Here is a 21,706-nt window from a genome sequence, read left to right on the forward strand (position 1 = left end):
CTTACCCACCCCGCCCCTGAAGGAGACAACACCATGAACGAACCCATTTCCCGTCCGCCATCGCAGCGCCGCCGCTCGTTGCTGCTGGCCGCCGCGGCCACCGCCGGTGCCGGCGTGGCCCCTTGGGGCGCCGCCCAGGCACAGGCCTATCCCAGCCGCCCGGTCACGCTCATCATCCCGTGGCCGGCTGGCGGCTCGACCGACCGCCACCTGCGCGCGCTGGCCGAGCTCGCCGGCAAACACCTCGGTCAACCCATCGTGATCGAGAACAAGCCGGGCGCCGGCGGCACCCTCGGCCCCGCCGCGATGGCGCAGACGGCCAAGCCCGACGGCTACACCATCGCCCAGTTCCCGCTGGGCCTGCTGCGCCTGCCCCACATGCAGAAGTCGACCTGGGACCCGCTCACCGACTTCACCTACATCATCGGCGTCTCGGGCTACACCTTCGGTCTCACGGTCAAGTCCGACTCGCCCTACAAGACGTTCAAGGACTACATCGAGGCCGCTCGCAAGCAGCCCGGACAGATCAACTACGGCTCCACCGGCACCGGCAGCAGCCCCCACCTGCTGATGGAAGAACTCGCCGGCAACGCCAAGGTGCAACTGGTGCACGTGCCGTTCAAGGGCAACGCCGACCTGCAGTCGGCCCTTTTGGGCGGCCACGTGATGGCGCAGAGCGATGCCAGCGGCTGGGACAAGTACGTGGACGCCGGCCAGATGCGCCTGCTGGTCACGTTCGGCGAACAGCGCACCCAGCGCTGGCCCGAAGTGCCGACGGCCCAGGAACTGGGCTACGGCGTGGTGTCCACCTCGCCCTATGGCCTGGCCGGCCCCAAGGGCATGGACCCGGCCGTGGTGAAGGCGCTGCACGATGCCTTCAAGAAAGCCATGGACGACCCGAAGCACATCGAAGTCCTGGGCCAGCTCAACCAGGCCATGTGGTACCGCAATGGCGACGACTACCGCAAGTGGGCCGCCGAGACCTTCGTCAAGGACAAGGCGCTGATCGAGCGCCTCGGCCTGGCGGCAAAGTAAGGCGCCGCACACGGGGGCTCCAACTTGCGATAATCCCCCGGAATGGTTCAAAGCCCGTTGGCTGTTCAACGGGCTTTTTTCTTGTGCCGCCTTTTCCCGATCCGATCATGACCTCTGCCCTGCACACCTCGGCCCTGACCTCCCTGCCCCTGCTGGCGCGCGGCAAGGTGCGCGACAACTACGCCGTGGGCGACGACCGCATCCTCATGGTGGCCAGCGACCGCATCAGTGCGTTCGACGTGATCATGGGCGAGCCCATCCCGGGCAAGGGCGAACTGCTCACGAAACTCTCGCTGTTCTGGTTCGACCAGCTCGGCCCCAAGGGTTTGAACCTCTGTCCCATCCACCTCACCGGCGATGCGCCCGAGAGCGTGGTCTCGCCCGACGAAGTGGCGCAGGTCCAGGGCCGTTCGATGCTGGTGCAGCGACTGAAGCCGATTCCTGTGGAAGCCGTGGTGCGCGGCTACCTGGCGGGCAGCGGCTGGAAGGAATACCAGGAGAGCCGCTCGGTGTGCGGCGTGACGCTGCCCGAGGGCCTGCAGAACGCGTCCCAGTTGCCCGAACCCATCTACACCCCGGCGGCCAAGGCGGCCATGGGCGAGCACGACGAAAACATCACCTTCGAGCGCACGGTGGAGATGATCGGCCCCGAGCTGGCCGCGCAGATCCGCGACGTGTCGATTGCGCTCTACAAGGCCGCAGCGGCCATCGCCCTGAAGAAGGGCATCATCATCGCGGACACCAAGTTCGAATTCGGCCTGGACAAGGCCGGCAAGCTGGTTCTGATGGACGAGGTGCTCACCCCCGACAGCTCGCGCTACTGGCCCGCCGAGAGCTATGTGGTGGGCCACAACCCGCCGAGCTACGACAAGCAGTTCCTGCGCGACTGGCTGGAAACGGCCCAAGTGGGCGGCAAGCCTTGGGACAAGACGCCTCCGGCACCGCGCCTGCCGAAAGAGGTGATCGAGAAGACGGCTGCGAAGTACCAGGAAGCGCTGACGCGGTTGATGGGCTGAAGCCCGTAAGTCAGGGCTGAGTCCAATTCCCCGGTGGACTGAGCAAAGACCCGCTCGGGCTGAGCTTGTCGAAGCCCCTCCACGAACCTGTGTGCGTGAGCCCTTCGACGGGCTCAGGGCGAACGGGATGTTTTCAACTCAGGACCACCGAAGACAGCCGGCGCCGGTACGTCGCCACCGTCGGGTCTTCGGGCGGCACCTGGCCCTCGGCCACCTTGGGCTTGGGTGGTTCGATGATGTCGAGGATGGCGATGAAGGTCTTGCGCGCCAGGTCTTCGTTCCAGGCCTTGTCGCGCATCAGGATCTCCAGCAGCTCGTCCATGGCGGGCACCCATTGCCCGAAAGCCATGAGCAGTTGGGCCAGTGCGAAGCGCGATTCGAAGTCGCGCTTGTTGGCGGCCACCGCCGCCTGCAGTTCGGCGGCGCGCGCCTCGGGGTCGTTGATGCTGGCCTGGGCGTCGCGCGCGGTCATCCAGCGCTGCAGGGAATCGAGCCGGCGCACGCCGGCTGCCTTGGCAATGACGGGTGCGAACGCCACCTTGGCGTCGTCGTCCTGACCCAGCTCCAGCAGGAGCTTCACCAGATCGAAGCGCGCATCGTCGTTGTCCGGATCGGTCTGCACGGCCTGCTGCATCTTCTCCAGCGCACCTTCGATGTCGCCTTCAGCCAGCGCGTCCAGCGCTTCGGCTTCCACCTCTTCGGCTTGCACTTCCTCGGCGCTGGGCAGGTGCTTGTCCAGGAACGCCTTGATCTGGCCTTCGGGCAGCGCCCCCATGAAGCCATCGACCGGCTGGCCGTTCATGAGCAGCACGCAGGTGGGGATGCTGCGGATGCCGAAGGCGGCGGCGAGTTGCTGCTCTTCGTCCGAATCGATCTTGACGAGCTTGAATCGGCCAGCGTAGTCGACCTCGAGCTTTTCCAGCAAGGGGCCGATCACCTTGCAGGGTCCGCACCAGGGCGCCCAGAAATCGACCAGCACGGGCGTATGTTGCGAAGCCTGGATGACTTCGGCTTCGAAATTGGCGACGGTGACGTTGATCATGGGAGGAGCCTGCAGAGGAGACCTGGGCGGTGCCGCAGCACGGCCCAAACGTAAAATCGACACTTTACCGGAGAGCGCACCTTCATGAATCCCATCCAAGTGGGCGTGCTCATGGGTTCCAGCAGCGACTGGGACACCATGCAGCACGCCGTGCAGATCCTGCAGGACTTCGGCATCGCGCACGAGGCGCGCGTGGTCTCGGCGCACCGCATGCCCGACGACATGTTCACCTACGCCGAAACCGCTGCATCGAGGGGTCTGAAGGCCATCATCGCCGGTGCGGGCGGCGCCGCGCACCTGCCGGGCATGCTGGCGGCCAAGACGGTGGTGCCGGTGCTGGGCGTGCCTGTGGCCAGCAAGCACCTGAGCGGCGTGGACTCGCTGCACAGCATCGTGCAGATGCCCAAGGGCGTGCCGGTGGCCACGTTCGCCATCGGCGCGGCCGGGGCGGCCAATGCGGCGCTGTTCGCGGTGGCCATGCTGGCGTGTCACGACGCCGCGCTGCGCGAGAAGCTGGAGGCTTTCCGCGCCCAGCAGACCGCCGCCGCGCGCAGCATGAGCCTGCCGCCGACATGAACCTCAAGACCTACCTTCCCGGCGACACCTCGTCCGCCGGCCAGCCCATCACGCTGGGTGTGATGGGTGGCGGCCAGCTCGGGCGCATGTTCGTGCAGGCGGCGCAGGCCATGGGTTACACCACCGCGGTGCTCGACCCCGATCCGGCCAGCCCGGCCGGGCTCATCAGCCACCACCACATCAAGACGCCCTACGCTGACGAAGCCGGCCTGGCGCAACTCGCGCAGCGCTGCGACGCCATCACCACCGAATTCGAGAATGTGCCCGCGCCTGCATTGCTCGCGCTGGCGGCGCAGCGCACGGTGGCCCCCTCGGCCGCCTGCGTGGCGGTGGCTCAGGACCGGGTGAAGGAAAAGGCGCACTTCACGGACTGCGCGGCCATCAGCGGCGTGAGCCCAGCGCCGCATGCGGTGATCACCACCGACGCAATGCTCGCGGCCGTGCCGGCGGATCTGCTCCCCGGCATCCTGAAGACGGCGCGGATGGGCTACGACGGCAAGGGCCAGGCGCGCGTGACCACGCGTGAGGAACTCGCGGCGGCGTGGGACGCCATGGACAAGGTGCCCTGCGTGCTGGAGAAGATGCTCAGGCTGCGCGCGGAATGTTCGGTGATCGTGGCGCGCGGCGCCGATGGCGCTACGGTGAGCTTTCCGGTCCAGAAGAACACGCACCACGATGGCATCCTCGCGCTGACCGAGGTGTTCGAAGGCGCACTCGACCCGGCCCTCGCCCAGCGCGCCCAGGCCAGCACGGTGGCCATTGCCGACCACCTGCGCTACGTGGGTGTGCTCTGCGTGGAGTACTTCGTGGTGGAGAGCGCCACAGGCGCGCTGGACCTCGTCGTCAACGAAATGGCACCCCGCCCGCACAACAGCGGCCACTACACGCAGAACGCCTGCGACATCTCGCAGTTTGAAGCGCAGGTGCGCGCACTCGCCGGCCTGCCCTTGCCCGCGCCGCGCCAGCACAGCCCTGCCATCATGGTCAACCTGCTGGGTGACCTGTGGTTCGAGCCCAATGCCGTGCGCACTCAGCGCACCGAGCGCGCCACGTCACCGCCCTGGGCGCAGGTGCTCGCCCTGCCGGGGACCCACCTGCACCTCTACGGCAAGCTCAATGCGCGCCCGGGGCGCAAGATGGGGCACCTGAACATCACCGCGTCCACCGTGGCGCACGTGCGCGAGACCACCGCGAAGGTGCTCGCGCTGCTCGGCCTGCCGGCGATGGGCGCCTGATCACATGCCGTTGTTGCTGCCCGCTGGCGACGCCCAGGCCATCGATGCCGCGGCGCAGCGCCTGGCCGACGGTTCGCTGGTGGGCATGCCCACCGAAACCGTGTACGGCCTGGCGGCCGACGCCGACAACGCGACCGCGGTGCACCGCATCTTCGAAGCCAAGGGCCGCCCGAGCGACCACCCCTTGATCGTGCACGTGGCCTCCGGCGGGGGTGCCTCTGGCTGGCGCGCCGGCGTCGACCACTATGCACGCGAAGTGCCACCCTTCGCCGCCGCGCTCATGCAGTCGTTCTGGCCCGGGCCGCTCACGCTCATCCTGCCGCGGCGAAGCGAGGTGGCTGCCGTGGCTGCAGGTGGCCAGGATTCGGTGGGCCTTCGATGCCCGAGTCACCCGGTGGCACAGGCGTTGCTGGCCGCGGCCGCCCGGCTCGGCGTGAACGGCGTGGCCGCGCCCAGCGCCAACCGCTTTGGCCGCGTGAGCCCCACGACTGCAGCGCACGTGGCCGAAGAATTCGCCGCACTTTCAGAACAGGATCTGCTGATCCTGGACGGCGGCGCGTGTCCGGTGGGCATCGAGTCGACCATCGTGGACGCCACGCGTGGACACCCCGTGCTGCTGCGCCCGGGCATGATCACCATCGCGCAGCTTGAAACCGCCTGTGGGCAGACCGTGCGATCGCGCGACGACGCCGCGCCCCGCGCATCGGGCACGCTCGAATCACATTACGCGCCCAGCGCCCAGGTGCGGCTGATGGACACCCAGCCATTGCAGGCCGCGCTCGACGTGCTCGGCAGCGACGCCCGGCACATTGCCATCTACGCGCACAGCCCGCTCAAGACGGCCCGTGGCGTGGCCGTGCGACGCATGCCGCTGGACGCCGCGCGGTGCGCCCAGGAACTGTTCGCCGTGCTGCGCGAACTCGACGCCACCGGCGTGCGCCTAATCTGGGTGGAAACGCCACCGGGCGACGCCGCCTGGGACGGCGTGCGCGACCGGCTGCAGCGCGCGGCAGCCTGAAGCCGGGCGCCGGGCGGTCTCAGCGCGCGCTCGCTTTGCGGTAGCGCAGCTTCATCACCAGGATCGACACGGCAAGCGCCAGCGTGATCGCATTGGCCACCACGATCGGCCACGCCGCGAGGCTGAGGCCATACACCAGCCAGAGCGCCACACCCAGCGTGAACACGCTGTACATGCCCAGCGAAATGCCACTCACGTCGCGCGTTCGAAACGTCAACCACGCCTGCGGCACGAAGCTCGCCGTGGTGAGGAAGGCGGCGCAAAAGCCGATGAGTTCATTGCTGGGCATGGCGGGATGATACGGAACGCATGCCGTTGCCGCCGGCATCCACGCACTCGACTATATTGCCCAGCACATGGCCAAAGACAAAACCCAATACACCTGCACCGAGTGCGGTGGCAACAGCCCGAAGTGGCTGGGCAAGTGCCCGCACTGCAACGCCTGGAACACGCTGATCGAGTCGGTGGCGGAATCCACGGCGCCAGCGAAGAACCGCTTTGCCTCGCTCGCGAAAACGGCCGAGGTCACCACACTGGCCGACATCGATGCCACCGACGTGCAGCGCACGCCCACCGGCCACGATGAGCTCGACCGTGTGTTGGGCGGGGGCATCGTGGAAGGCGGGGTGGTCCTGATCGGCGGCGACCCGGGCATCGGCAAATCCACGCTGCTGCTTCAGGCGCTGGATTCGCTGCAGCGCGCGGGCCTGAAAACGCTCTATGTGACCGGGGAGGAAAGCGGCGCCCAGGTCGCCCTGCGTTCTCGCCGACTCGGGCTGGACGGTTCGCAGGTCAGCGTGCTCGCAGAGATCCAGCTGGAAAAGATCCTGTCCACGCTGCAGGCCACGCAGCCGGCGATTGCGGTCATCGACTCGATCCAGACCGTGTATTCCGAGCAGCTCACCTCGGCGCCCGGTTCCGTGGCGCAGGTGCGCGAATGCGCGGCCCATCTGACGCGGGCGGCCAAGGCCAGCGGCACGGCCATCGTGCTGGTCGGTCACGTCACCAAGGAAGGCGCGCTGGCCGGCCCGCGCGTGCTGGAACACATGGTGGACACCGTGCTGTACTTCGAAGGCGATACGCACAGCAGCTTCAGGCTGATCCGCGCGATCAAGAACCGCTTTGGCGCCGTCAACGAGATCGGTGTGTTCGCCATGACCGAAAAGGGGCTCAAGGGCGTGAGCAACCCGAGCGCGATCTTCCTGAGCCAGCACAGCGAGCCGGTGCCTGGCAGTTGCGTGATGGTGACGCTGGAGGGCACACGGCCGATGCTGGTGGAGATCCAGGCGCTGGTGGACAGCGGTGGGCCCTCGCCGCGTCGCCTGAGCGTGGGTCTGGACCGCGACCGACTGGCCATGCTGCTGGCGGTGCTGCACCGCCACGCCGGCGTGGCCTGCATGGACCAGGACGTGTTCGTCAACGCGGTGGGCGGTGTGCGCATCAGCGAGCCGGCGGCCGACCTGGCCGTCATGCTGGCCATCACCTCCAGCCTGCGTGCCCGCGCCCTGCCCAAGGGCTTCATTGCCTTCGGCGAGGTGGGCCTGGCCGGCGAGGTGCGCCCAGCCCCGCGCGGCCAGGAGCGGCTGAAGGAAGCTGCCAAGCTGGGTTTTTCGGTGGCGGTGGTGCCCAAGGCCAACCTGCCCCGCAAGGGCGACAAGGCCTTTGAGGGCCTGACCGTGCACGGGGTGGAGCGGATCGAGGAGGCCATGGAAGTGGCCAGAGGGTTGGGCTGACAAAATGTCGGCCATGCAGAAGCTACAGAAACCCTTCGTGATCCTCGCAGCCGGCGTGCTGCTGTACCTTGCGCACCGCGCCTATGGCTGGCCGGGCCTCGCCGCCGCCGGTGGTGGCCTGATGATGTGGCTGCTGCTGCACGTGACGCGCCTCATGACCGTGCTCAAACGCGCCGCCAACCAGCCCATTGGCCACGTGGGCAGCGCGGTGATGCTCAACGCCAGGCTGAGGCCCGGCCTGACCTTGATGCACGTGACGGCCCAGACGCGTTCGCTGGGGCAGAAGCTGTCCGCGGAAGGGGTAGAGCCGGAGGTGTACCGCTGGACCGACAACGGCGACTCCAGCGTCACCGCCGAGTTCCAGGTCGGCAAGCTGCTGCGCTGGAAGCTGGATCGCCCGGCGCCCGAAGAGTCCCGCGACGGGACTGACGGGTCCAGCGGGCATGGCACGGCGCCGTAAAATCGACGGTTTGGCAGCCCGGACTGCCCCGAAGAACCCAACCAAGGACCCCCATGAGCCCCATCGTTCCCTCGATGTCCGACCGCGACGGCAAGATCTGGATGGACGGCCAGATGGTCGACTGGCGCGACGCCAGGATCCACGTGCTGACCCACACCCTGCACTACGGCTGCGGCGCATTCGAGGGGGTCCGGGCTTACAACGCGGTGGGCGGCACGGCCATTTTCCGCCTGGAGGAGCACACCGAGCGGCTCTTCAACAGCGCCAAGATCCTGCGCATGCAGCTGCCGTTTTCCATGGAAGAAGCCATGGAGGCGCAAAAAGCCGTGGTGCGCGAGAACAAGCTGGAGAGCTGCTACATCCGCCCGCTGACCTGGATCGGCGACAAGAAGCTGGGCGTCTCGCCCAAGGGGAACACCATCCACCTGATGGTGGCCGCCTGGGCCTGGGGCGCCTACCTGGGCGAAGAAGGCCTCAAGCGCGGCATCCGCGTGAAGACCAGCAGCTACACCCGCCACCACGTCAACATCACCATGACGCAGGCCAAGGCGGTGAGCAACTACACCAACAGCATCCTGGCCAACATGGAAGTGACGGACGAAGGCTACGACGAAGCCCTTCTCCTCGATGCCTCTGGATTCGTCAGCGAAGGCGCTGGCGAAAACATCTTTGTGGTGAAGAACGGCGTGATCTACACGCCCGACCTTTCGGCCGGCGCGCTCAACGGCATCACGCGCAACACCGTCTTCCACATCGCCAAGGACCTCGGGCTTGAGATCGTGCAGAAACGCATCACACGGGACGAGGTCTACATCGCCGACGAGGCGTTCTTCACCGGCACGGCCGCCGAAGTCACGCCGATCCGCGAGCTCGACCGCATCGAGCTGGGCAAGGGTGACTACGCAGGCAGCCGCGGTCCCATCACCGAAAAGATCCAGAGCGCGTTCTTCGACATCGTGAACGGTCGCAACCCCAAATACGCCGCCTGGTTGTCCAGGGTCTGAGGAACACGCCATGAGCCAAGCCGCCGCCATCGAACTCAAGGCCACCGACCTCAACAGCCACGGGGGCGTGTTCTGCCCCAGTCCGCTGGCCGACATGAAACTCTGGAACAGCCACCCCAAGGTGTACCTGGACGTGGCCGCGACAGGCCAGGCCAAGTGCCCGTATTGCGGCACGGTGTACCGCCTGGCCGCGGGCGAGGCGGTTTCACCCGGTCACTGAATGTGACACCGCCGCCGGGGAACCGGGCGGCGGAGCGAAGATAATGCGCGGTGGATGCCCCACCGGGCATCCACCCCACGCATTACAGGGATGACTCATGATTCTGGTCACTGGTGGCGCCGGCTTCATCGGCGCCAACTTCGTGCTCGACTGGCTGGCGCTCAATGGCGAGCCCGTCGTCAACCTCGACAAACTCACCTACGCGGGCAACCTGGAGAGCCTCGCCAGCCTGCAGGGAGATGCACGCCACATCTTTGTGCAGGGTGACATCGGCGACAGCGCCCTGGTGGCCGGGCTGCTGGCCACCCACCGGCCGCGCGCGGTGGTCCACTTCGCCGCCGAGAGTCACGTCGACCGCTCCATTCATGGGGCCGAGGACTTCATCCAGACCAACATCGTGGGCACTTTCCGCCTGCTGGAAGCCGTGCGCGGCCACTGGGGAGCGCTGCCCGAGCCCGAGCGCACCGGCTTCCGCTTCCTGCATGTGAGCACCGACGAGGTGTACGGCAGCCTGGCCCCGGACGCGCCCGCTTTCACCGAAACCCACGGCTTCGAGCCCAACAGCCCGTATTCGGCCAGCAAGGCCGCCAGCGACCACCTGGTGCGCGCCTGGCACCACACCCATGGCCTGCCGGTGGTCACCACCAACTGCAGCAACAACTACGGGCCGTACCATTTCCCGGAAAAACTGATCCCGCTGATGATCGTCAACGCCCTGGCGGGCAAGCCCCTGCCGGTGTATGGCGATGGCATGCAGGTGCGCGACTGGCTCTACGTCAAGGACCACTGCAGTGCGATCCGCCGCGTGCTCCAGGACGGCCGCCTGGGTGAAACCTACAACGTGGGCGGGTGGAACGAGCAGCCCAACATCGAAATCGTGCGAATCATCTGCGGCCTGCTCGATGAATTGCGTCCGCGTGCCGATGGCGCCTCGTACGCCCAACAGATCACCTACGTGAAGGACCGCCCCGGCCACGACCGGCGCTACGCCATCGACGCGCGCAAGCTGGAACGCGAACTGGGCTGGAAGCCCGCTGAAACCTTTGCGACCGGCATTCGCAAGACGGTTCAGTGGTACCTGGACCACCCCGAGTGGGTGGAAAACGTGCAGAGCGGGAACTACCGCCAATGGGTGCAGGCGCAGTACGGGACACCGGGCGCTGCATGAGGATCCTGCTGCTCGGCAAGAACGGTCAGGTGGGCTGGGAGCTGCAACGCAGTCTCGCGCCCCTGGGCGAACTGGTGGCGCTGGATCGGCGCGGTGCCGATCTCTCCCGGCCGGAAGAACTGCGCGATGTCGTCCTGCGGACACGCCCCACCGTGGTGGTGAACGCAGGGGCTTACACCGCCGTGGACAAAGCAGAGAGTGAGCGCGAGCTCGCCCAGATCGTCAACGCACTCGCGCCAGGCGCGCTGGCTGAAGCGGCCCGCGATGTCGGGGCCCTGCTGGTGCACTTCTCCACCGATTACGTGTTCGACGGCAGCGGTGATGCTGCCCGCGCCGAGACCGCACCGACCGGCCCTTTGAGCGTCTACGGCCAGACCAAGCTCGAGGGCGAGCAACGCATCCAGGCCCATTGCGAGCGCCACCTCATCCTGCGCACCAGCTGGGTACATGCCGCGCGCGGCGGCAACTTTGCCCGCACGATGCTGCGACTGGCCGGGGAGCGAGACGAACTCAAAGTGATCGATGACCAGATCGGCGCACCCACCGGGGCCGACCTGATTGCCGATGTGACCGCGCATGCGATCCGGGAAGCGTTGCGCGACCCAGCCTGCCAGGGCATTCACCACCTTGCCGCGGCGGGCGAAACCTCGTGGCACGGCTATGCCCGCTTCGTGATCGACACAGCGCGAGAGCTGCAACCCTCGCTCGTGCTGCGCGCGCGCGAGGTGCTGCCCATACCCACCAGCGCCTACCCCACCCCCGCTCGTCGCCCGCTCAACTCCAGGCTGGACACCACGCGCCTTCGCCAGACTTTCGGCCTCACCCTGCCGCCCTGGCAAGCGGGCGTGCGGCGTATGCTTTCTGAAATCCTCGAACCCAAGGCCACACCATGACCCTGCAGCGCAAAGGCATCATCCTCGCCGGCGGTTCCGGCACCCGCCTGCACCCGGCCACGCTGGCCATCAGCAAGCAACTGCTGCCGGTGTACGACAAGCCCATGATCTATTACCCGCTGACCACGCTGATGCTGGCGGGCATCCGGGACGTGCTGGTGATCAGCACGCCGCAGGACACGCCTCGCTTCCAGCAGCTGCTGGGTGATGGCAACGCCTGGGGCATGAACCTGCAGTACGCGGTGCAGCCCACCCCCGACGGCCTCGCGCAAGCGTTCATCATCGGCGCCGACTTCCTGGGCAATCACCCCAGTGCGCTCGTGCTCGGCGACAACATCTACTACGGCCACGACTTCACCACCCTGCTGGCCGACGCAGACCGTCAACCGAGTGGCGCGACCGTGTTTGCCTACCACGTGAACGATCCCGAACGCTATGGCGTGGTGGCCTTCGACGCGCAGGGAAAGGCGCGCAGCATTGAAGAAAAGCCCGTCAAGCCGCAGAGCAACTACGCCGTGACCGGCTTGTACTTCTACGACGACCAGGTGGTCGACATTGCTCGCGCGGTCAAGCCCAGCCCGCGTGGCGAACTTGAAATCACGGCGGTGAACCAGGCCTACCTGGACCGCGGCCAGCTCAGTGTGCAGATCATGCAGCGTGGTTATGCATGGCTCGACACCGGCACGCACGACAGCCTGATGGAAGCCGGCCAGTTCATCGCCACGCTGGAGCATCGTCAGGGCCTGAAGATCGCGTGCCCTGAGGAAATTTCCTGGCGCAATGGGTGGATCGATCGCGCGCAGCTGGAGAAGCTGGCCCAGCCTCTGGCCAAGAACGGCTATGGACAGTACTTGCTGCGCTTGTTGAAAGAGCAGGTGCTGCGATGAAGGTGACTGCTACCTCCATTCCTGATGTGCTGATCATCGAACCGAAAGTGTTCGGCGACGAGCGGGGCTTTTTCTTCGAGAGCTTCAACGAGCGCGCGTTCGAACAGGCCACCGGCCTGAAGCACCGGTTCGTGCAGGACAACCACAGTCGCAGTGCGCGAAACGTCTTGCGCGGCATTCACTTCCAGATCCAGCAACCCCAGGGCAAGCTGGTGCGGGTGGTGCGCGGCGCGGTGTTTGATGTGGCGGTGGACCTGCGCAAGAGTTCGCCCACGTTCGGGCGCTGGGTCGGCATTGAATTGAGCGAGAGCAACCACAGGCAGCTGTGGGTACCACCGGGCTTCGGCCACGGCTTCCTGGTCACCAGCGAGTCGGCGGAGTTTCTCTACAAGACCACCGACTATTACGCACCCGAGCACGAGCGCTGCCTGGCCTGGAACGACCCATCGGTCGGGATCGAGTGGCCGCTGCAGGGTGGCGAGCCGTCGCTTTCCGGCAAGGACCGGCTGGGCGTCGGGCTGGACAAGGCAGAGTTGTTTGAATAGCGGGAAACACGTGGCGTCTGAAGATACGGAAATCCAATTGAAGCAGGAAGCCGCAGAGGCGGATGAAGTGGGCCTGCTCGACCTGCTGGTCATGGTCGCCGAGCACTGGAAGCTGCTGGTCGCCGGCTCCTTGCTGGCGGGCGCATTGGCCGCAGGCCTCGCCCACTTCGCGCCAAAAACCTACATCAGCGAGGCCATCCTGGCGCTGCCCGCATCACCGCCGCCCGGGCAGCGCACCTCGATCATGGGCGGCAAGGTCCAGACCGCCCAGCAGGCTGCCGCCCTGATGGTGGCCCCGAAGGTTCTCGACCCCGTGGTGCAACAGTTCAAGCTGGCAGAAGGTGTTTCGGCAGAGGATGCGCGCAACCGCCTGCAAAACCAGATCAAGGCAGAAGTCGACCTGGACGGGCTGCTGCGCCTGGAAGTGGGCATGCCTTCCCCCACCCAGGCCCAGGCGGTGGCCAACGCCGTCATCGACCAATGGATGGCCAGTACGGTGCCCACCGAGCAGGAGCGTGCGGAGCTGGAGCGAACGCTCAAATTGGCTGAAAGTTCACTGACAGCCACGCAGCAACTGGTGGGCCGGCTGGCGACGGAAAACACTGACAACCTGGCCAGGCCACTCACCCGCGGCGAAGCCGGCGTCTCCATCGTGGCCATCGGGGAACTGCAGTCCCGGTACCTGGAACTCGTGCTCGAAACGTCGCGTCAGCTTCGGGGATACACGCGGACCGTGGTCAAACAGCCGCCAACGCTGCCTTCCGCCCCGAAATCTGCCGACATGGGCTTGATTGCGCTGCTCAGCGCGCTCGCCACTGCCATGGTTCTGCTGCTCTGGATCTTTGTCGCCCAGGCCTGGCAAAGCGCTGCCCGGGATCCCAGGGTCGCGCCGAAGTTGCTGCGCCTTCGATCCGCACTCGGCCTGAAGTAGGCCTTCCGTCGACGGATTCGTCCACGCACGATCCCGACCCAGCACCAGAGGACAAGCACATGAACAACAAAATCGCATTGATCACGGGCGTGACCGGCCAGGACGGCGCCTACCTGGCAGAGTTCCTGCTGAACAAGGGCTACATCGTGCACGGCATCAAACGCCGGGCTTCCATGTTCAACACGGCCCGCATCGATCACCTCTACCGGGATCCGCACGAGCCTGGAGTGCGCTTCTTCCTGCACCATGGCGACCTGACGGACTCCAGCAGCCTCATTCGCATCATCCAGCAGGTTCAGCCCGACGAGATCTACAACCTCGCCGCCCAGAGCCACGTGGCTGTCTCTTTCGAGGAGCCGGAGTACACCGCCAACTCAGACGCCCTGGGCGCCCTGCGCGTGCTCGAAGCGATCCGCATCCTCGGCATGGAGAAGAAGACCCGCTTCTACCAGGCCTCCACGTCCGAGCTTTACGGCCTGGTTCAGGAAACGCCGCAAAAGGAAACCACGCCCTTCTATCCCCGCTCTCCCTACGCGGTGGCCAAGCTCTATGCGTACTGGATCACCGTGAACTACCGGGAGGCCTACGGCATGTACGCTTGCAACGGCATCCTGTTCAACCACGAATCGCCCGTTCGCGGCGAGAACTTCGTGACGCGCAAGATCACGCGTGCGCTGGCACGCATCAAACTCGGATTGCAGGATCACCTTTACCTGGGCAATCTGAACGCGTTGCGCGACTGGGGCCATGCAAAGGATTACGTCGAGATGCAGTGGCTCATGCTGCAGCAGACGCAGGCCGAGGACTTTGTCATTGCCACAGGGGTTCAGTACAGCGTGCGGGACTTCGTGAATGAAGCCGCAGGCGAGCTGGGCATCAAGATGCGCTGGGAGGGCAGCGGCATCGAGGAAAAGGGCTATGACGAACAGGGCAACTGCCGGGTTTCCGTCGATCCTCGCTACTTTCGTCCCACCGAGGTGGAAACGCTGCTGGGTGATGCGTCCAAGGCCCGGGACAAGCTGGGCTGGTCGCCCCGGATCTCGTTCCGGGAACTGGTCAGCGAAATGGTCCGCGAAGACCTTAAATCAGCGGAGAGAGACGAACTCGTCAAGCGCCATGGGTATGCGGCCAATGACTACCATGAGTGAGCGCGGATGAATCTTCGACGCAACCTGCTGGCGGGGCTGGCCAATTCAGGCTGGTCTGCGTTGGTGGGCTTTGCGGTCGTGCCGTTCTATCTCAAGTACCTCGGCATGGAAGCCTATGGGCTGATCGGGTTCTTCATGACTGCGCAAGTGATGTTCCAACTGCTGGACATGGGCATGGCCCCCACCATGAATCGCGAGGTCGCGCGGTGCTCGGCATCCGGTCAACTGCGGGATGCCGGCAAGCTGCTGCACACGCTGGCCGTCATCTACTGGTGCGTGGCCATCGCCATCGGGATAGTGGTTATTCTGCTGGCGCCTGTCATTGCAACCCAGTGGTTGAAGTCGAAGGACCTGCCGAGCCAGACCGTGGTGAACGCGCTGATGCTGATGGGCCTGGTGGTGGCCTCCCGGTGGCCCATTGGCCTGTACCAGGGTGCGCTGATCGGCGCACAGCGAATGACCATATCCAGCGCAGTGAACATGTCCATGGTCACCCTGGGCAGCGTGGGCGCAGTGCTGATCCTGGCCCTGGTGTCGCCAACCATTGAAGCATTTTTTGCCTGGCAGGCGTTCGTGGGGTTGGTCTACGCCGTGACACTGAGGAAAGTCACGTGGTGGGTGATTGGAACGTCGGATGCGAACCGGTTCGACACGGCGGAACTCAAGCGCATATGGCGTTTCACCGCAGGCATGAGTGCCATCGGGTTGACGGGCCTCGTGTTCAGCCAGCTCGATAAGGTCATCCTGAGCAAAGTGCTCGCCCTCGAAGACTTTGGGCAGTACATGCTCGCGTCCGTCGTGGTGAGCGGGCTGTACATCCTGATCACACCCGTGTTCAACCTCATCTATCCCCGCTTCTCGGCTTCGGTCGCCAAGGGTGATCTCGGGGAATTGACGAAGTTGTACCGCCTCGGCACCCGGCTGCTGGCCTCCATCCTTTTCCCGGCGGCCATGCTGCTCGCGGTGTTCGCAAAGGATATCGTTTACGTCTGGACCGGCAACCTCCAGGTCGCGACCAGCACGGCACCCGTGATTGCATTGCTGGCTTCAGGGTCGGCACTCCATGGCGTCATGCATTTTCCGTACGCCTTGCAGCTCGCTTATGGCGCAACGCGCCTGTCATTGACAATCTATCTGGCGCTGATCGTTGTGATGCTCCCCTTGCTGGCCTTCCTGCCGCTGAAGTTCGGCACCGTGGGCGGCGGTGCAGCCTGGTTGGCGGTGTTGATCTTTTACATGTTGTTCGGGACTTGGTATATGCACAGACGCCTCTTGCCTGGACAAGCTACAAGTTGGCTGACGCGCGACGTGGGCATTCCTTTGCTCATCTCCATTGGTGCAGGACTCCTCCTCCAATTTGAGATTCTTGACAATAACGACCCATGGCCTCTCAAGCTCGGCACTGGACTCTTTTTGTCGCTGCTCCTCCCCGCCCTTTCCATAATTACGTCCGGAGAATTGCGCCGTCTGATTATCTTGAGACCGCATGGCAAATCAACAGACAAACTACGTCTTTGACAATGCCGCTTCATGCGGCGTCGAACTAAACCACTCAAGCAAATGAACATCCTGCCAAGAAAATTAAAAGATCGCCTGAAGCAATACGACTGGATACTCTCGCTGTACCTGAAGGTGCACCACCATATCCATCGTTTCAAGGACTGGTGGGGCACGAAAGTGTGGAAAAAGACAACGCTTGTCACAACCCCCTTGGGGTTCAAGCTCGTTGCAGGGATTCATCCGGCGTACAAGCAAATGCGTGAAGGGATCTTCGAAATCGAGGAAACCAAAATTATCAAACGCATGTTGCAAGAGGTAGAAGCCTTTGTAGACGTGGGGGCCAACCTTGGCTATTACACATGCCGCGCTTCACAACAAGGCAAGCCCGCAATCGCCTTCGAGCCGCAACAACAGAACCTTCGCTGCCTCATGCAGAACCTGACGGTGAACGGCTATGAAAACAATGTCGAGGTGTTCCCGCTGGCTTTAAGTGAACGTCCGGGCCTTCTCACACTGTATGGAGCGAGCGGCCCCTCCGCGTCCTTGATAAAAGGCTGGGCAGGCTATTCGTCAAAGCATAGCCAACAAATACCCGTCTCAACGCTCGACACTATTCTCGGAACTCGCTTCGAAAGCCTCCAGATCTTTATTAAGATCGATGTAGAAGGCGCCGAATATCAAGTGCTTCGAGGTGCCACTCAGGTCATGAATCAAAGAATTAAGCCAGTCTGGTTGTTGGAAGTGAGCCTTCAGGAGTTTCACCCAGACGGCACAAACCCCGATTATCAAAAGATCTTTGATCTATTTTTTGAATCAGGCTATGTTGCCTACACGGCAACCAACCCCCCGAGTCGGGTGGATCGAAAATCCGTAGCTGATTGGGTCGGAAGGAATGTGAGCAACTTGCAGACTTACAACTACGTTTTTCTCGACCCCAGCATGGCTCCACGGTTGGAGGAGCTTCACCAGTCGATCATTGGTCTCACTCACTGATATCAGGAAGGTTTGCTGTGTTTAACAAGATAAAGAATTATTTTCTCGATAGTCGAGACCGTCAACGTATGGCAATTTCCCTCACCAAGGGTGCAGCCATGATGGCGGCACGCGTTGTCGACCTTGAGCGACCATCGACATGGGAGTTTTCCGGATTCAGTCAAAACGGCGAAGACGGCATCCTTGATGTGCTGAGTAAACAACTCAAACAGAGGAACCGTTATTTCATCGAAATTGGCGCCTCTGATGGCATGCAGAACAACTCTTCATGGCTTGTAGTAGCGGAACAATACGACGGGTTAATGATCGAAGGTGACCCCCGACTCGCGGCAAGAGGTGATCGGTTGATTACGCCATATTCTATTGGCGTCAACTATCTCAACATGTTTGTAGACTCCGAAAACATCACCGCACTCAAAGAATTATCCAGATACGCGGAGCCTGACATCTTCTCTTTGGACATCGACGGCGTCGACTACTACATCGCGAAGCAGCTGATGAGTGTTGGCTTCCGCCCTAAAATATTTGTCGTTGAATACAATTCCGTTTATGGAGCGAACAAGAGCCTTACCGTACCGTACAGAAAGAATTTTTCGTTCACGGATGCACATCCATCACGGCTTTACTATGGCGTATCAATTGCTGCGTGGAAGAAATTCTTTCACGCTTTAGGGTACAAGTTTGTCACAGTCGACACCAAAGGTGTGAATGCCTTTTTCGTGGATCCGAGTAGCTTTTCTGCAGAGTTCATCGATCGCATTGATGGCATGGATTACGCCGAGAACCAATTTCAGTATCGAAAGTTCAAGACACCGAGCGACCAACAATTCAGGCTGATACAAGATCAGCAGTTCGTCGAAATCTAAGATGAGGCTGTTGATTGTCATGGAGAGATACCCTCTGCCCATGCGGGCGGGCGGCGCGATCGTGGGTTTCAATACAATCAAGGAATTGGCGCGTCGACATGTCATCGATTTGTTGTCCTTAAAACCAGAAGCGGGAGGTCAAGAGCTGGATGCTGTGGTCAGCGACGTGCAATTGGTCACCGCTGAGCCCGCTGATTCACCAGCGCTTGCCGGTCGAATTCTGTCTAAGCTCCTGTTTTTGATCTCCCCCCTTAAATATCAACGTCTTGACATTAATCTCCGTTCTGCCATCGTAGACCGCTGCCACCGTGTCAAATATGACGGCATTGTGCTTTTTGAGTTGGCAGCCGTGAAACACTTTCCGCAGCAACTGCTGCATCGGCTGGCAGTCAATATCGAAGATCCTCAATCTTTGAGGATTTTACGGATGTCCGACCTGCCTATCTGGCCGTGGCACATCCGATTGAAGCTCCGTATCGTCGCCGCAATGACACGCCGATATGAGCGGGCCGTAGTGCCTTTGCTCGGCCAAGTCTTTCTACTTTCTAAAAGTGACATACGTGATTTCGCGCAGCTGGGGGGCTATACAAATCTGGCGCATGTAGCCTACGGCGTTATCCAAAAGGACAAGTCCGAGATCCGGTCATATGAAAACCGAAAGAAAATGATTGTGTACAGCGGAAACATGTTCCATCCACCGAATGTGGACGGCGCACTGCATTTTCTCAATGCAGTATTTCCACACATTCTCAAGCTGGAGCCTGAGGCGAGGTTTTGCATTGTGGGCGCGGACCCTGACCCTCGGATCTTTGTGGCCGCCCAGAAGTATGGTTCTAGCGTGGAAATCACCGGCCGCGTCGAAAATCTTGAAAGTTATCTTGCGACTGCGGTCGTGAGCGTCTGCCCTGTGAGACTGGAAATTGGTGTCCAGACCAAGGTGCTGGAATCGCTGTCGTTGGGCACCCCCGTGGTCACAACACACGCTGGTAACCGAGGAATCGAGGCCACTTCAGGAATTCATCTCCATGCGGTGGATGACGCGGAGAAGTTTGCTGCCAAGGTATGCGAGTTGATTCGCGGGGAAAACTGGGCGTCCCTTTCGGAAAATGGATGGCGATTCGTTGCCGACCATTTTTCATGGGGTAAAAGTGCGGCTCAACTCGAGGACCACCTGCGAGTTCTTGCTGCAAAAGGTGCGGCGTGAATGCAGCCTTGATCACTGGGGCCAGCGGGCAGGATGGCTCCTACCTCGCGGAGCAACTCACGGCCAAGGGCTATCGGGTGGTGGGTGGTGTGCGCGATGTTGCACGGGCTCGGGATGCACTGCCGTCCTATCTGCGCGATGTCGTCGAACTGATCGTCTGGGACATGAGCGATCTTTCTTCGCTTCAGCGCGTCATCGCCACCACGAAGCCGACCGAGATCTACAACTTCGCTGCCTATGCCAGCGGCGCTGCGATGTTCGATGATCCCCTCGGGATGGCCGACATCAACGGAGTTGCAGTGACCAGAATTCTCGAAGCTATTCGGGCAGTCGACACCAAGATCAAACTGTGCCAGGCGTCCAGTCGGGAGATCTTTGGAGAAGCGCTGGCGAGTCCTCAGACTGAATCAACGCCCCCCAATCCCCGAAGCCCCTATGGCGCGGCCAAGCTCTACGCCGATTCCATGATCCGAATCTACCGGCGCAGATACGGCATGTACGCCTGCTCAGCCATCCTCTTCAACCACGAAAGTCCGAGGCGCGGCGTCGACTTCGTGACGCGCAAAATCTCTCGTGAAGCTGCTCGAATCAAGCTGGGATTGGCGCAGGAACTGCACCTGGGGAATCTGGACACGCAGCGGGACTGGGGGTTTGCAGGTGACTATGTCCATGCCATGTGGCTGATGATGCAACAGGACAAGGCCGACGACTACGTGATCGCAACCGGTGAGGCCCACACCGTGCGCGAATTTTGCGAAGTGGCGTTTGCGCATCTCGGTCTGAACTATCGCGATCACGTAAGAGAAGATGCCGCCTCCTTCAGACCTTCTGAACCAGTGCCGCTGGTGGGGTGCTCCGCGAAGGCACGCCAAGACTTGGGCTGGGAGCCCAAAGTAAGTTTTCGAGAGCTGGCCCACATGATGGTGGACGCCGACCTGCGCGACTTGCGTGCGTCGACTAACTGATTGGAATGAACATGACCTACAAGAAAATCGAAAAGTGCCGAATCTGCGGCAATTCTCAACTCGAACGTGTGCTGGACCTGGGTGAACAGATGCTCACGGGTGTCTTCCCGCGCGAGAAGGGAGCAGACATCACCACCGGACCTTTGCACCTCGTCAAGTGCACGGGCGACGGCGATGTGTGCGGGCTGCTTCAGATGGAGCACTCGTACGACCTGGGCGAGATGTACGGCGAAAACTATGGTTACCGCTCGGGCCTCAACGCCAGCATGGTCGCGCACCTGCACAACAAGGTGAAACGCATCCTGGGTCTGGTGGAACTGCGCGATGGCGATCTGGTGATCGACATCGGCAGCAACGACAGCACCACGCTGCAGGCGTATCCCTCCCAGGGCCTTTCGCTGGTGGGCGTGGATCCGACCGGCGTCAAATTTCACTCCTACTACCCGCCGCACATCCAGCTTATTCCCGATTTCTTCTCATCCAAACTGGTTGAGGCGCGCTTCCCGGGGAAAAAGGCGAAGGTGGTCACATCGTTCTCCATGTTCTACGACCTGGAAGACCCCATGGGATTCATGCAGCAGGTCTTTGATGTGCTGGCCGACGATGGTGTGTGGGTGTTCGAGCAGAGCTACATGCCCACCATGCTGGACACCAATTCCTACGACACGGTGTGCCATGAGCACCTGGAGTTCTATGCGCTGCGCCAGATCAAGTGGATGGCCGACCGCGTGGGCTTCAAGATCGTCGACGTCGAGTTCAACGATGTGAACGGGGGCAGTTTTTCGATCACCGTGTCCAAGGCACACGGCGATCAGCCGGTGTTGCCTGCGGTGCAGGCGATTCTGGATGACGAGCGCGCCCGGGGCCTGGACACCTTGCAACCGTTCCGCGAGTTTTCCGATCGTGTGGAGGCTTCCCGCAGGGAACTGCTGGCCTTTCTGGCCGAGGCGAAAGCGAAGGGCAAGCGCGTCGCCGTGCTCGGCGCATCGACCAAGGGCAATGTGCTGTTGCAGTACTGCAAGCTCACCACGTCCGACGTGGAATGCGTGGGCGAGGTGAACGCGGAAAAATTCGGCTGCTTCACTCCCGGCACCTGGCTCCCCATCGTCAACGAGAACGACCTCCTGGCCAACGAGCCGGACTACCTCCTCGTCCTGCCTTGGCATTTCAGAAAGTTCTTCCTGGCGAACCGGAAATGGAAAACTGCCAAGCTGGTGTTCCCGCTGCCGAGGCTGGACGTGGTCTGACCCAGCGCTCAACTGCACAT

General features: G+C 62.8%; 23 protein-coding genes. 21 read left to right on the forward strand and 2 right to left on the reverse strand.

Annotated features, from left to right (window positions below; genetic code table 11):
* The first annotated feature begins 33 nt into the window (after positions 1 to 33).
* A complete protein-coding gene (locus tag ACTIEY_RS05875; protein ID WP_439518141.1) occupies positions 34 to 1,035 on the forward strand; it encodes a tripartite tricarboxylate transporter substrate binding protein in 1,002 nt (333 codons plus the stop codon).
* 107 nt (positions 1,036 to 1,142) lie between these two features.
* Positions 1,143 to 2,051 carry a phosphoribosylaminoimidazolesuccinocarboxamide synthase gene (locus ACTIEY_RS05880; protein ID WP_439518142.1) on the forward strand — a complete coding sequence of 303 codons (909 nt, stop codon included), beginning with the start codon at positions 1,143 to 1,145 and terminating at the stop codon, positions 2,049 to 2,051.
* A 133-nt stretch (positions 2,052 to 2,184) separates the two neighbouring features.
* On the opposite strand, the gene trxA is transcribed toward ACTIEY_RS05880, so the two are convergent.
* Positions 2,185 to 3,093 (reverse strand): thioredoxin, encoded by a 909-nt coding sequence (gene trxA, locus ACTIEY_RS05885; protein WP_439518143.1) that lies wholly within the window; start codon positions 3,091 to 3,093, stop codon positions 2,185 to 2,187.
* Between the two features lie 84 nt (positions 3,094 to 3,177).
* Here trxA and purE point away from each other — a divergent pair, with 84 nt between their 5' ends.
* The 3 genes from purE to ACTIEY_RS05900 are packed head-to-tail and all read left to right on the forward strand — an operon-like array spanning position 3,178 to position 5,922.
* Positions 3,178 to 3,669 (forward strand): 5-(carboxyamino)imidazole ribonucleotide mutase, encoded by a 492-nt coding sequence (gene purE, locus ACTIEY_RS05890; protein ID WP_439518144.1) that lies wholly within the window; start codon positions 3,178 to 3,180, stop codon positions 3,667 to 3,669.
* Positions 3,666 to 4,904 carry a 5-(carboxyamino)imidazole ribonucleotide synthase gene (locus ACTIEY_RS05895; protein ID WP_439518145.1) on the forward strand — a complete coding sequence of 413 codons (1,239 nt, stop codon included), beginning with the start codon at positions 3,666 to 3,668 and terminating at the stop codon, positions 4,902 to 4,904. The genes purE and ACTIEY_RS05895 overlap by 4 nt, the downstream gene beginning before the upstream one ends.
* A gap of 10 nt (positions 4,905 to 4,914) precedes the next feature.
* A complete protein-coding gene (locus ACTIEY_RS05900; RefSeq protein ID WP_439518284.1) occupies positions 4,915 to 5,922 on the forward strand; it encodes an L-threonylcarbamoyladenylate synthase in 1,008 nt (335 codons plus the stop codon).
* Positions 5,923 to 5,941: 19 nt separating this feature from the next.
* Here the strand turns inward: ACTIEY_RS05900 and ACTIEY_RS05905 are convergent, their stop codons facing one another.
* Positions 5,942 to 6,211, reverse strand: coding sequence for a SemiSWEET transporter (locus ACTIEY_RS05905; protein ID WP_439518146.1), 270 nt, complete (start codon positions 6,209 to 6,211; stop codon positions 5,942 to 5,944).
* Positions 6,212 to 6,278: 67 nt separating this feature from the next.
* Here ACTIEY_RS05905 and radA point away from each other — a divergent pair, with 67 nt between their 5' ends.
* The 16 genes from radA to ACTIEY_RS05985 all read left to right on the forward strand — a co-directional run bounded on the left by radA (position 6,279) and on the right by ACTIEY_RS05985 (position 21,686).
* Entirely contained in the window at positions 6,279 to 7,655 is a 1,377-nt protein-coding gene (gene radA / locus ACTIEY_RS05910) for a DNA repair protein RadA (RefSeq protein WP_439518147.1), read from the forward strand.
* 13 nt (positions 7,656 to 7,668) lie between these two features.
* Positions 7,669 to 8,115, forward strand: coding sequence for a glycerate kinase (locus tag ACTIEY_RS05915; RefSeq protein WP_439518148.1), 447 nt, complete (start codon positions 7,669 to 7,671; stop codon positions 8,113 to 8,115).
* 53 nt (positions 8,116 to 8,168) lie between these two features.
* Positions 8,169 to 9,119 carry a branched-chain amino acid transaminase gene (locus ACTIEY_RS05920; protein ID WP_439518149.1) on the forward strand — a complete coding sequence of 317 codons (951 nt, stop codon included), beginning with the start codon at positions 8,169 to 8,171 and terminating at the stop codon, positions 9,117 to 9,119.
* Between the two features lie 10 nt (positions 9,120 to 9,129).
* Positions 9,130 to 9,339 (forward strand): zinc-finger domain-containing protein, encoded by a 210-nt coding sequence (locus ACTIEY_RS05925; RefSeq protein WP_439518150.1) that lies wholly within the window; start codon positions 9,130 to 9,132, stop codon positions 9,337 to 9,339.
* Positions 9,340 to 9,436: 97 nt separating this feature from the next.
* Positions 9,437 to 10,507: a dTDP-glucose 4,6-dehydratase gene (gene rfbB / locus ACTIEY_RS05930; RefSeq protein ID WP_439518151.1), complete on the forward strand. Its 1,071-nt coding sequence runs from the start codon at positions 9,437 to 9,439 to the stop codon at positions 10,505 to 10,507.
* Positions 10,504 to 11,400, forward strand: coding sequence for a dTDP-4-dehydrorhamnose reductase (rfbD, locus tag ACTIEY_RS05935; protein WP_439518152.1), 897 nt, complete (start codon positions 10,504 to 10,506; stop codon positions 11,398 to 11,400). Before rfbB ends, rfbD begins: the two co-directional genes overlap by 4 nt.
* Positions 11,397 to 12,287: a glucose-1-phosphate thymidylyltransferase RfbA gene (gene rfbA, locus ACTIEY_RS05940; protein ID WP_439518153.1), complete on the forward strand. Its 891-nt coding sequence runs from the start codon at positions 11,397 to 11,399 to the stop codon at positions 12,285 to 12,287. Before rfbD ends, rfbA begins: the two co-directional genes overlap by 4 nt.
* A complete protein-coding gene (gene rfbC, locus ACTIEY_RS05945; RefSeq protein ID WP_439518154.1) occupies positions 12,284 to 12,832 on the forward strand; it encodes a dTDP-4-dehydrorhamnose 3,5-epimerase in 549 nt (182 codons plus the stop codon). Before rfbA ends, rfbC begins: the two co-directional genes overlap by 4 nt.
* Positions 12,762 to 13,763: a Wzz/FepE/Etk N-terminal domain-containing protein gene (locus ACTIEY_RS05950; protein ID WP_439518155.1), complete on the forward strand. Its 1,002-nt coding sequence runs from the start codon at positions 12,762 to 12,764 to the stop codon at positions 13,761 to 13,763. The genes rfbC and ACTIEY_RS05950 overlap by 71 nt, the downstream gene beginning before the upstream one ends.
* A 59-nt stretch (positions 13,764 to 13,822) precedes the next feature.
* A complete protein-coding gene (gene gmd, locus ACTIEY_RS05955) occupies positions 13,823 to 14,911 on the forward strand; it encodes a GDP-mannose 4,6-dehydratase (RefSeq protein ID WP_439518156.1) in 1,089 nt (362 codons plus the stop codon).
* Positions 14,912 to 14,917: 6 nt separating this feature from the next.
* The gene (locus ACTIEY_RS05960; RefSeq protein WP_439518157.1) at positions 14,918 to 16,429 is read left to right on the forward strand and encodes a lipopolysaccharide biosynthesis protein; all 1,512 of its coding nucleotides are present in this window, start codon (positions 14,918 to 14,920) and stop codon (positions 16,427 to 16,429) included.
* Between the two features lie 42 nt (positions 16,430 to 16,471).
* Positions 16,472 to 17,404 carry an FkbM family methyltransferase gene (locus ACTIEY_RS05965; RefSeq protein WP_439518158.1) on the forward strand — a complete coding sequence of 311 codons (933 nt, stop codon included), beginning with the start codon at positions 16,472 to 16,474 and terminating at the stop codon, positions 17,402 to 17,404.
* 68 nt (positions 17,405 to 17,472) lie between these two features.
* Positions 17,473 to 18,270 (forward strand): hypothetical protein, encoded by a 798-nt coding sequence (locus tag ACTIEY_RS05970; protein WP_439518159.1) that lies wholly within the window; start codon positions 17,473 to 17,475, stop codon positions 18,268 to 18,270.
* A gap of 1 nt (position 18,271) precedes the next feature.
* Entirely contained in the window at positions 18,272 to 19,474 is a 1,203-nt protein-coding gene (locus tag ACTIEY_RS05975) for a glycosyltransferase (RefSeq protein ID WP_439518160.1), read from the forward strand.
* Positions 19,471 to 20,439, forward strand: coding sequence for a GDP-mannose 4,6-dehydratase (locus ACTIEY_RS05980; protein ID WP_439518161.1), 969 nt, complete (start codon positions 19,471 to 19,473; stop codon positions 20,437 to 20,439). The genes ACTIEY_RS05975 and ACTIEY_RS05980 overlap by 4 nt, the downstream gene beginning before the upstream one ends.
* Before the next feature lie 11 nt (positions 20,440 to 20,450).
* Complete coding sequence (locus tag ACTIEY_RS05985) at positions 20,451 to 21,686, forward strand: class I SAM-dependent methyltransferase (protein ID WP_439518162.1); 1,236 nt, start codon at positions 20,451 to 20,453, stop codon at positions 21,684 to 21,686.
* Positions 21,687 to 21,706 lie beyond the last annotated feature (20 nt).

The sequence above is a fragment of the Hydrogenophaga sp. genome (assembly GCF_051858985.1).
In the GTDB taxonomy this organism is placed as follows: Bacteria; Pseudomonadota; Gammaproteobacteria; order Burkholderiales; family Burkholderiaceae_C; genus Hydrogenophaga.

What these genes read in the sequence shown, in the direction of transcription:
- ACTIEY_RS05875 (WP_439518141.1), top strand. Translation starts at nt 34, where the DNA reads ATGAACGAACCCATTTCCCGTCCGCCATCGCAGCGCCGCCGCTCGTTG.
- ACTIEY_RS05880 (WP_439518142.1), top strand. Translation starts at nt 1,143, where the DNA reads ATGACCTCTGCCCTGCACACCTCGGCCCTGACCTCCCTGCCCCTGCTG.
- trxA (WP_439518143.1), bottom strand. Translation starts at nt 3,093, where the DNA reads ATGATCAACGTCACCGTCGCCAATTTCGAAGCCGAAGTCATCCAGGCT.
- purE (WP_439518144.1), top strand. Translation starts at nt 3,178, where the DNA reads ATGAATCCCATCCAAGTGGGCGTGCTCATGGGTTCCAGCAGCGACTGG.
- ACTIEY_RS05895 (WP_439518145.1), top strand. Translation starts at nt 3,666, where the DNA reads ATGAACCTCAAGACCTACCTTCCCGGCGACACCTCGTCCGCCGGCCAG.
- ACTIEY_RS05905 (WP_439518146.1), bottom strand. Translation starts at nt 6,211, where the DNA reads ATGCCCAGCAATGAACTCATCGGCTTTTGCGCCGCCTTCCTCACCACG.
- radA (WP_439518147.1), top strand. Translation starts at nt 6,279, where the DNA reads ATGGCCAAAGACAAAACCCAATACACCTGCACCGAGTGCGGTGGCAAC.
- ACTIEY_RS05915 (WP_439518148.1), top strand. Translation starts at nt 7,669, where the DNA reads ATGCAGAAGCTACAGAAACCCTTCGTGATCCTCGCAGCCGGCGTGCTG.
- ACTIEY_RS05920 (WP_439518149.1), top strand. Translation starts at nt 8,169, where the DNA reads ATGAGCCCCATCGTTCCCTCGATGTCCGACCGCGACGGCAAGATCTGG.
- ACTIEY_RS05925 (WP_439518150.1), top strand. Translation starts at nt 9,130, where the DNA reads ATGAGCCAAGCCGCCGCCATCGAACTCAAGGCCACCGACCTCAACAGC.
- rfbB (WP_439518151.1), top strand. Translation starts at nt 9,437, where the DNA reads ATGATTCTGGTCACTGGTGGCGCCGGCTTCATCGGCGCCAACTTCGTG.
- rfbD (WP_439518152.1), top strand. Translation starts at nt 10,504, where the DNA reads ATGAGGATCCTGCTGCTCGGCAAGAACGGTCAGGTGGGCTGGGAGCTG.
- rfbA (WP_439518153.1), top strand. Translation starts at nt 11,397, where the DNA reads ATGACCCTGCAGCGCAAAGGCATCATCCTCGCCGGCGGTTCCGGCACC.
- rfbC (WP_439518154.1), top strand. Translation starts at nt 12,284, where the DNA reads ATGAAGGTGACTGCTACCTCCATTCCTGATGTGCTGATCATCGAACCG.
- gmd (WP_439518156.1), top strand. Translation starts at nt 13,823, where the DNA reads ATGAACAACAAAATCGCATTGATCACGGGCGTGACCGGCCAGGACGGC.
- ACTIEY_RS05960 (WP_439518157.1), top strand. Translation starts at nt 14,918, where the DNA reads ATGAATCTTCGACGCAACCTGCTGGCGGGGCTGGCCAATTCAGGCTGG.
- ACTIEY_RS05965 (WP_439518158.1), top strand. Translation starts at nt 16,472, where the DNA reads ATGAACATCCTGCCAAGAAAATTAAAAGATCGCCTGAAGCAATACGAC.
- ACTIEY_RS05970 (WP_439518159.1), top strand. Translation starts at nt 17,473, where the DNA reads ATGGCAATTTCCCTCACCAAGGGTGCAGCCATGATGGCGGCACGCGTT.
- ACTIEY_RS05975 (WP_439518160.1), top strand. Translation starts at nt 18,272, where the DNA reads ATGAGGCTGTTGATTGTCATGGAGAGATACCCTCTGCCCATGCGGGCG.
- ACTIEY_RS05985 (WP_439518162.1), top strand. Translation starts at nt 20,451, where the DNA reads ATGACCTACAAGAAAATCGAAAAGTGCCGAATCTGCGGCAATTCTCAA.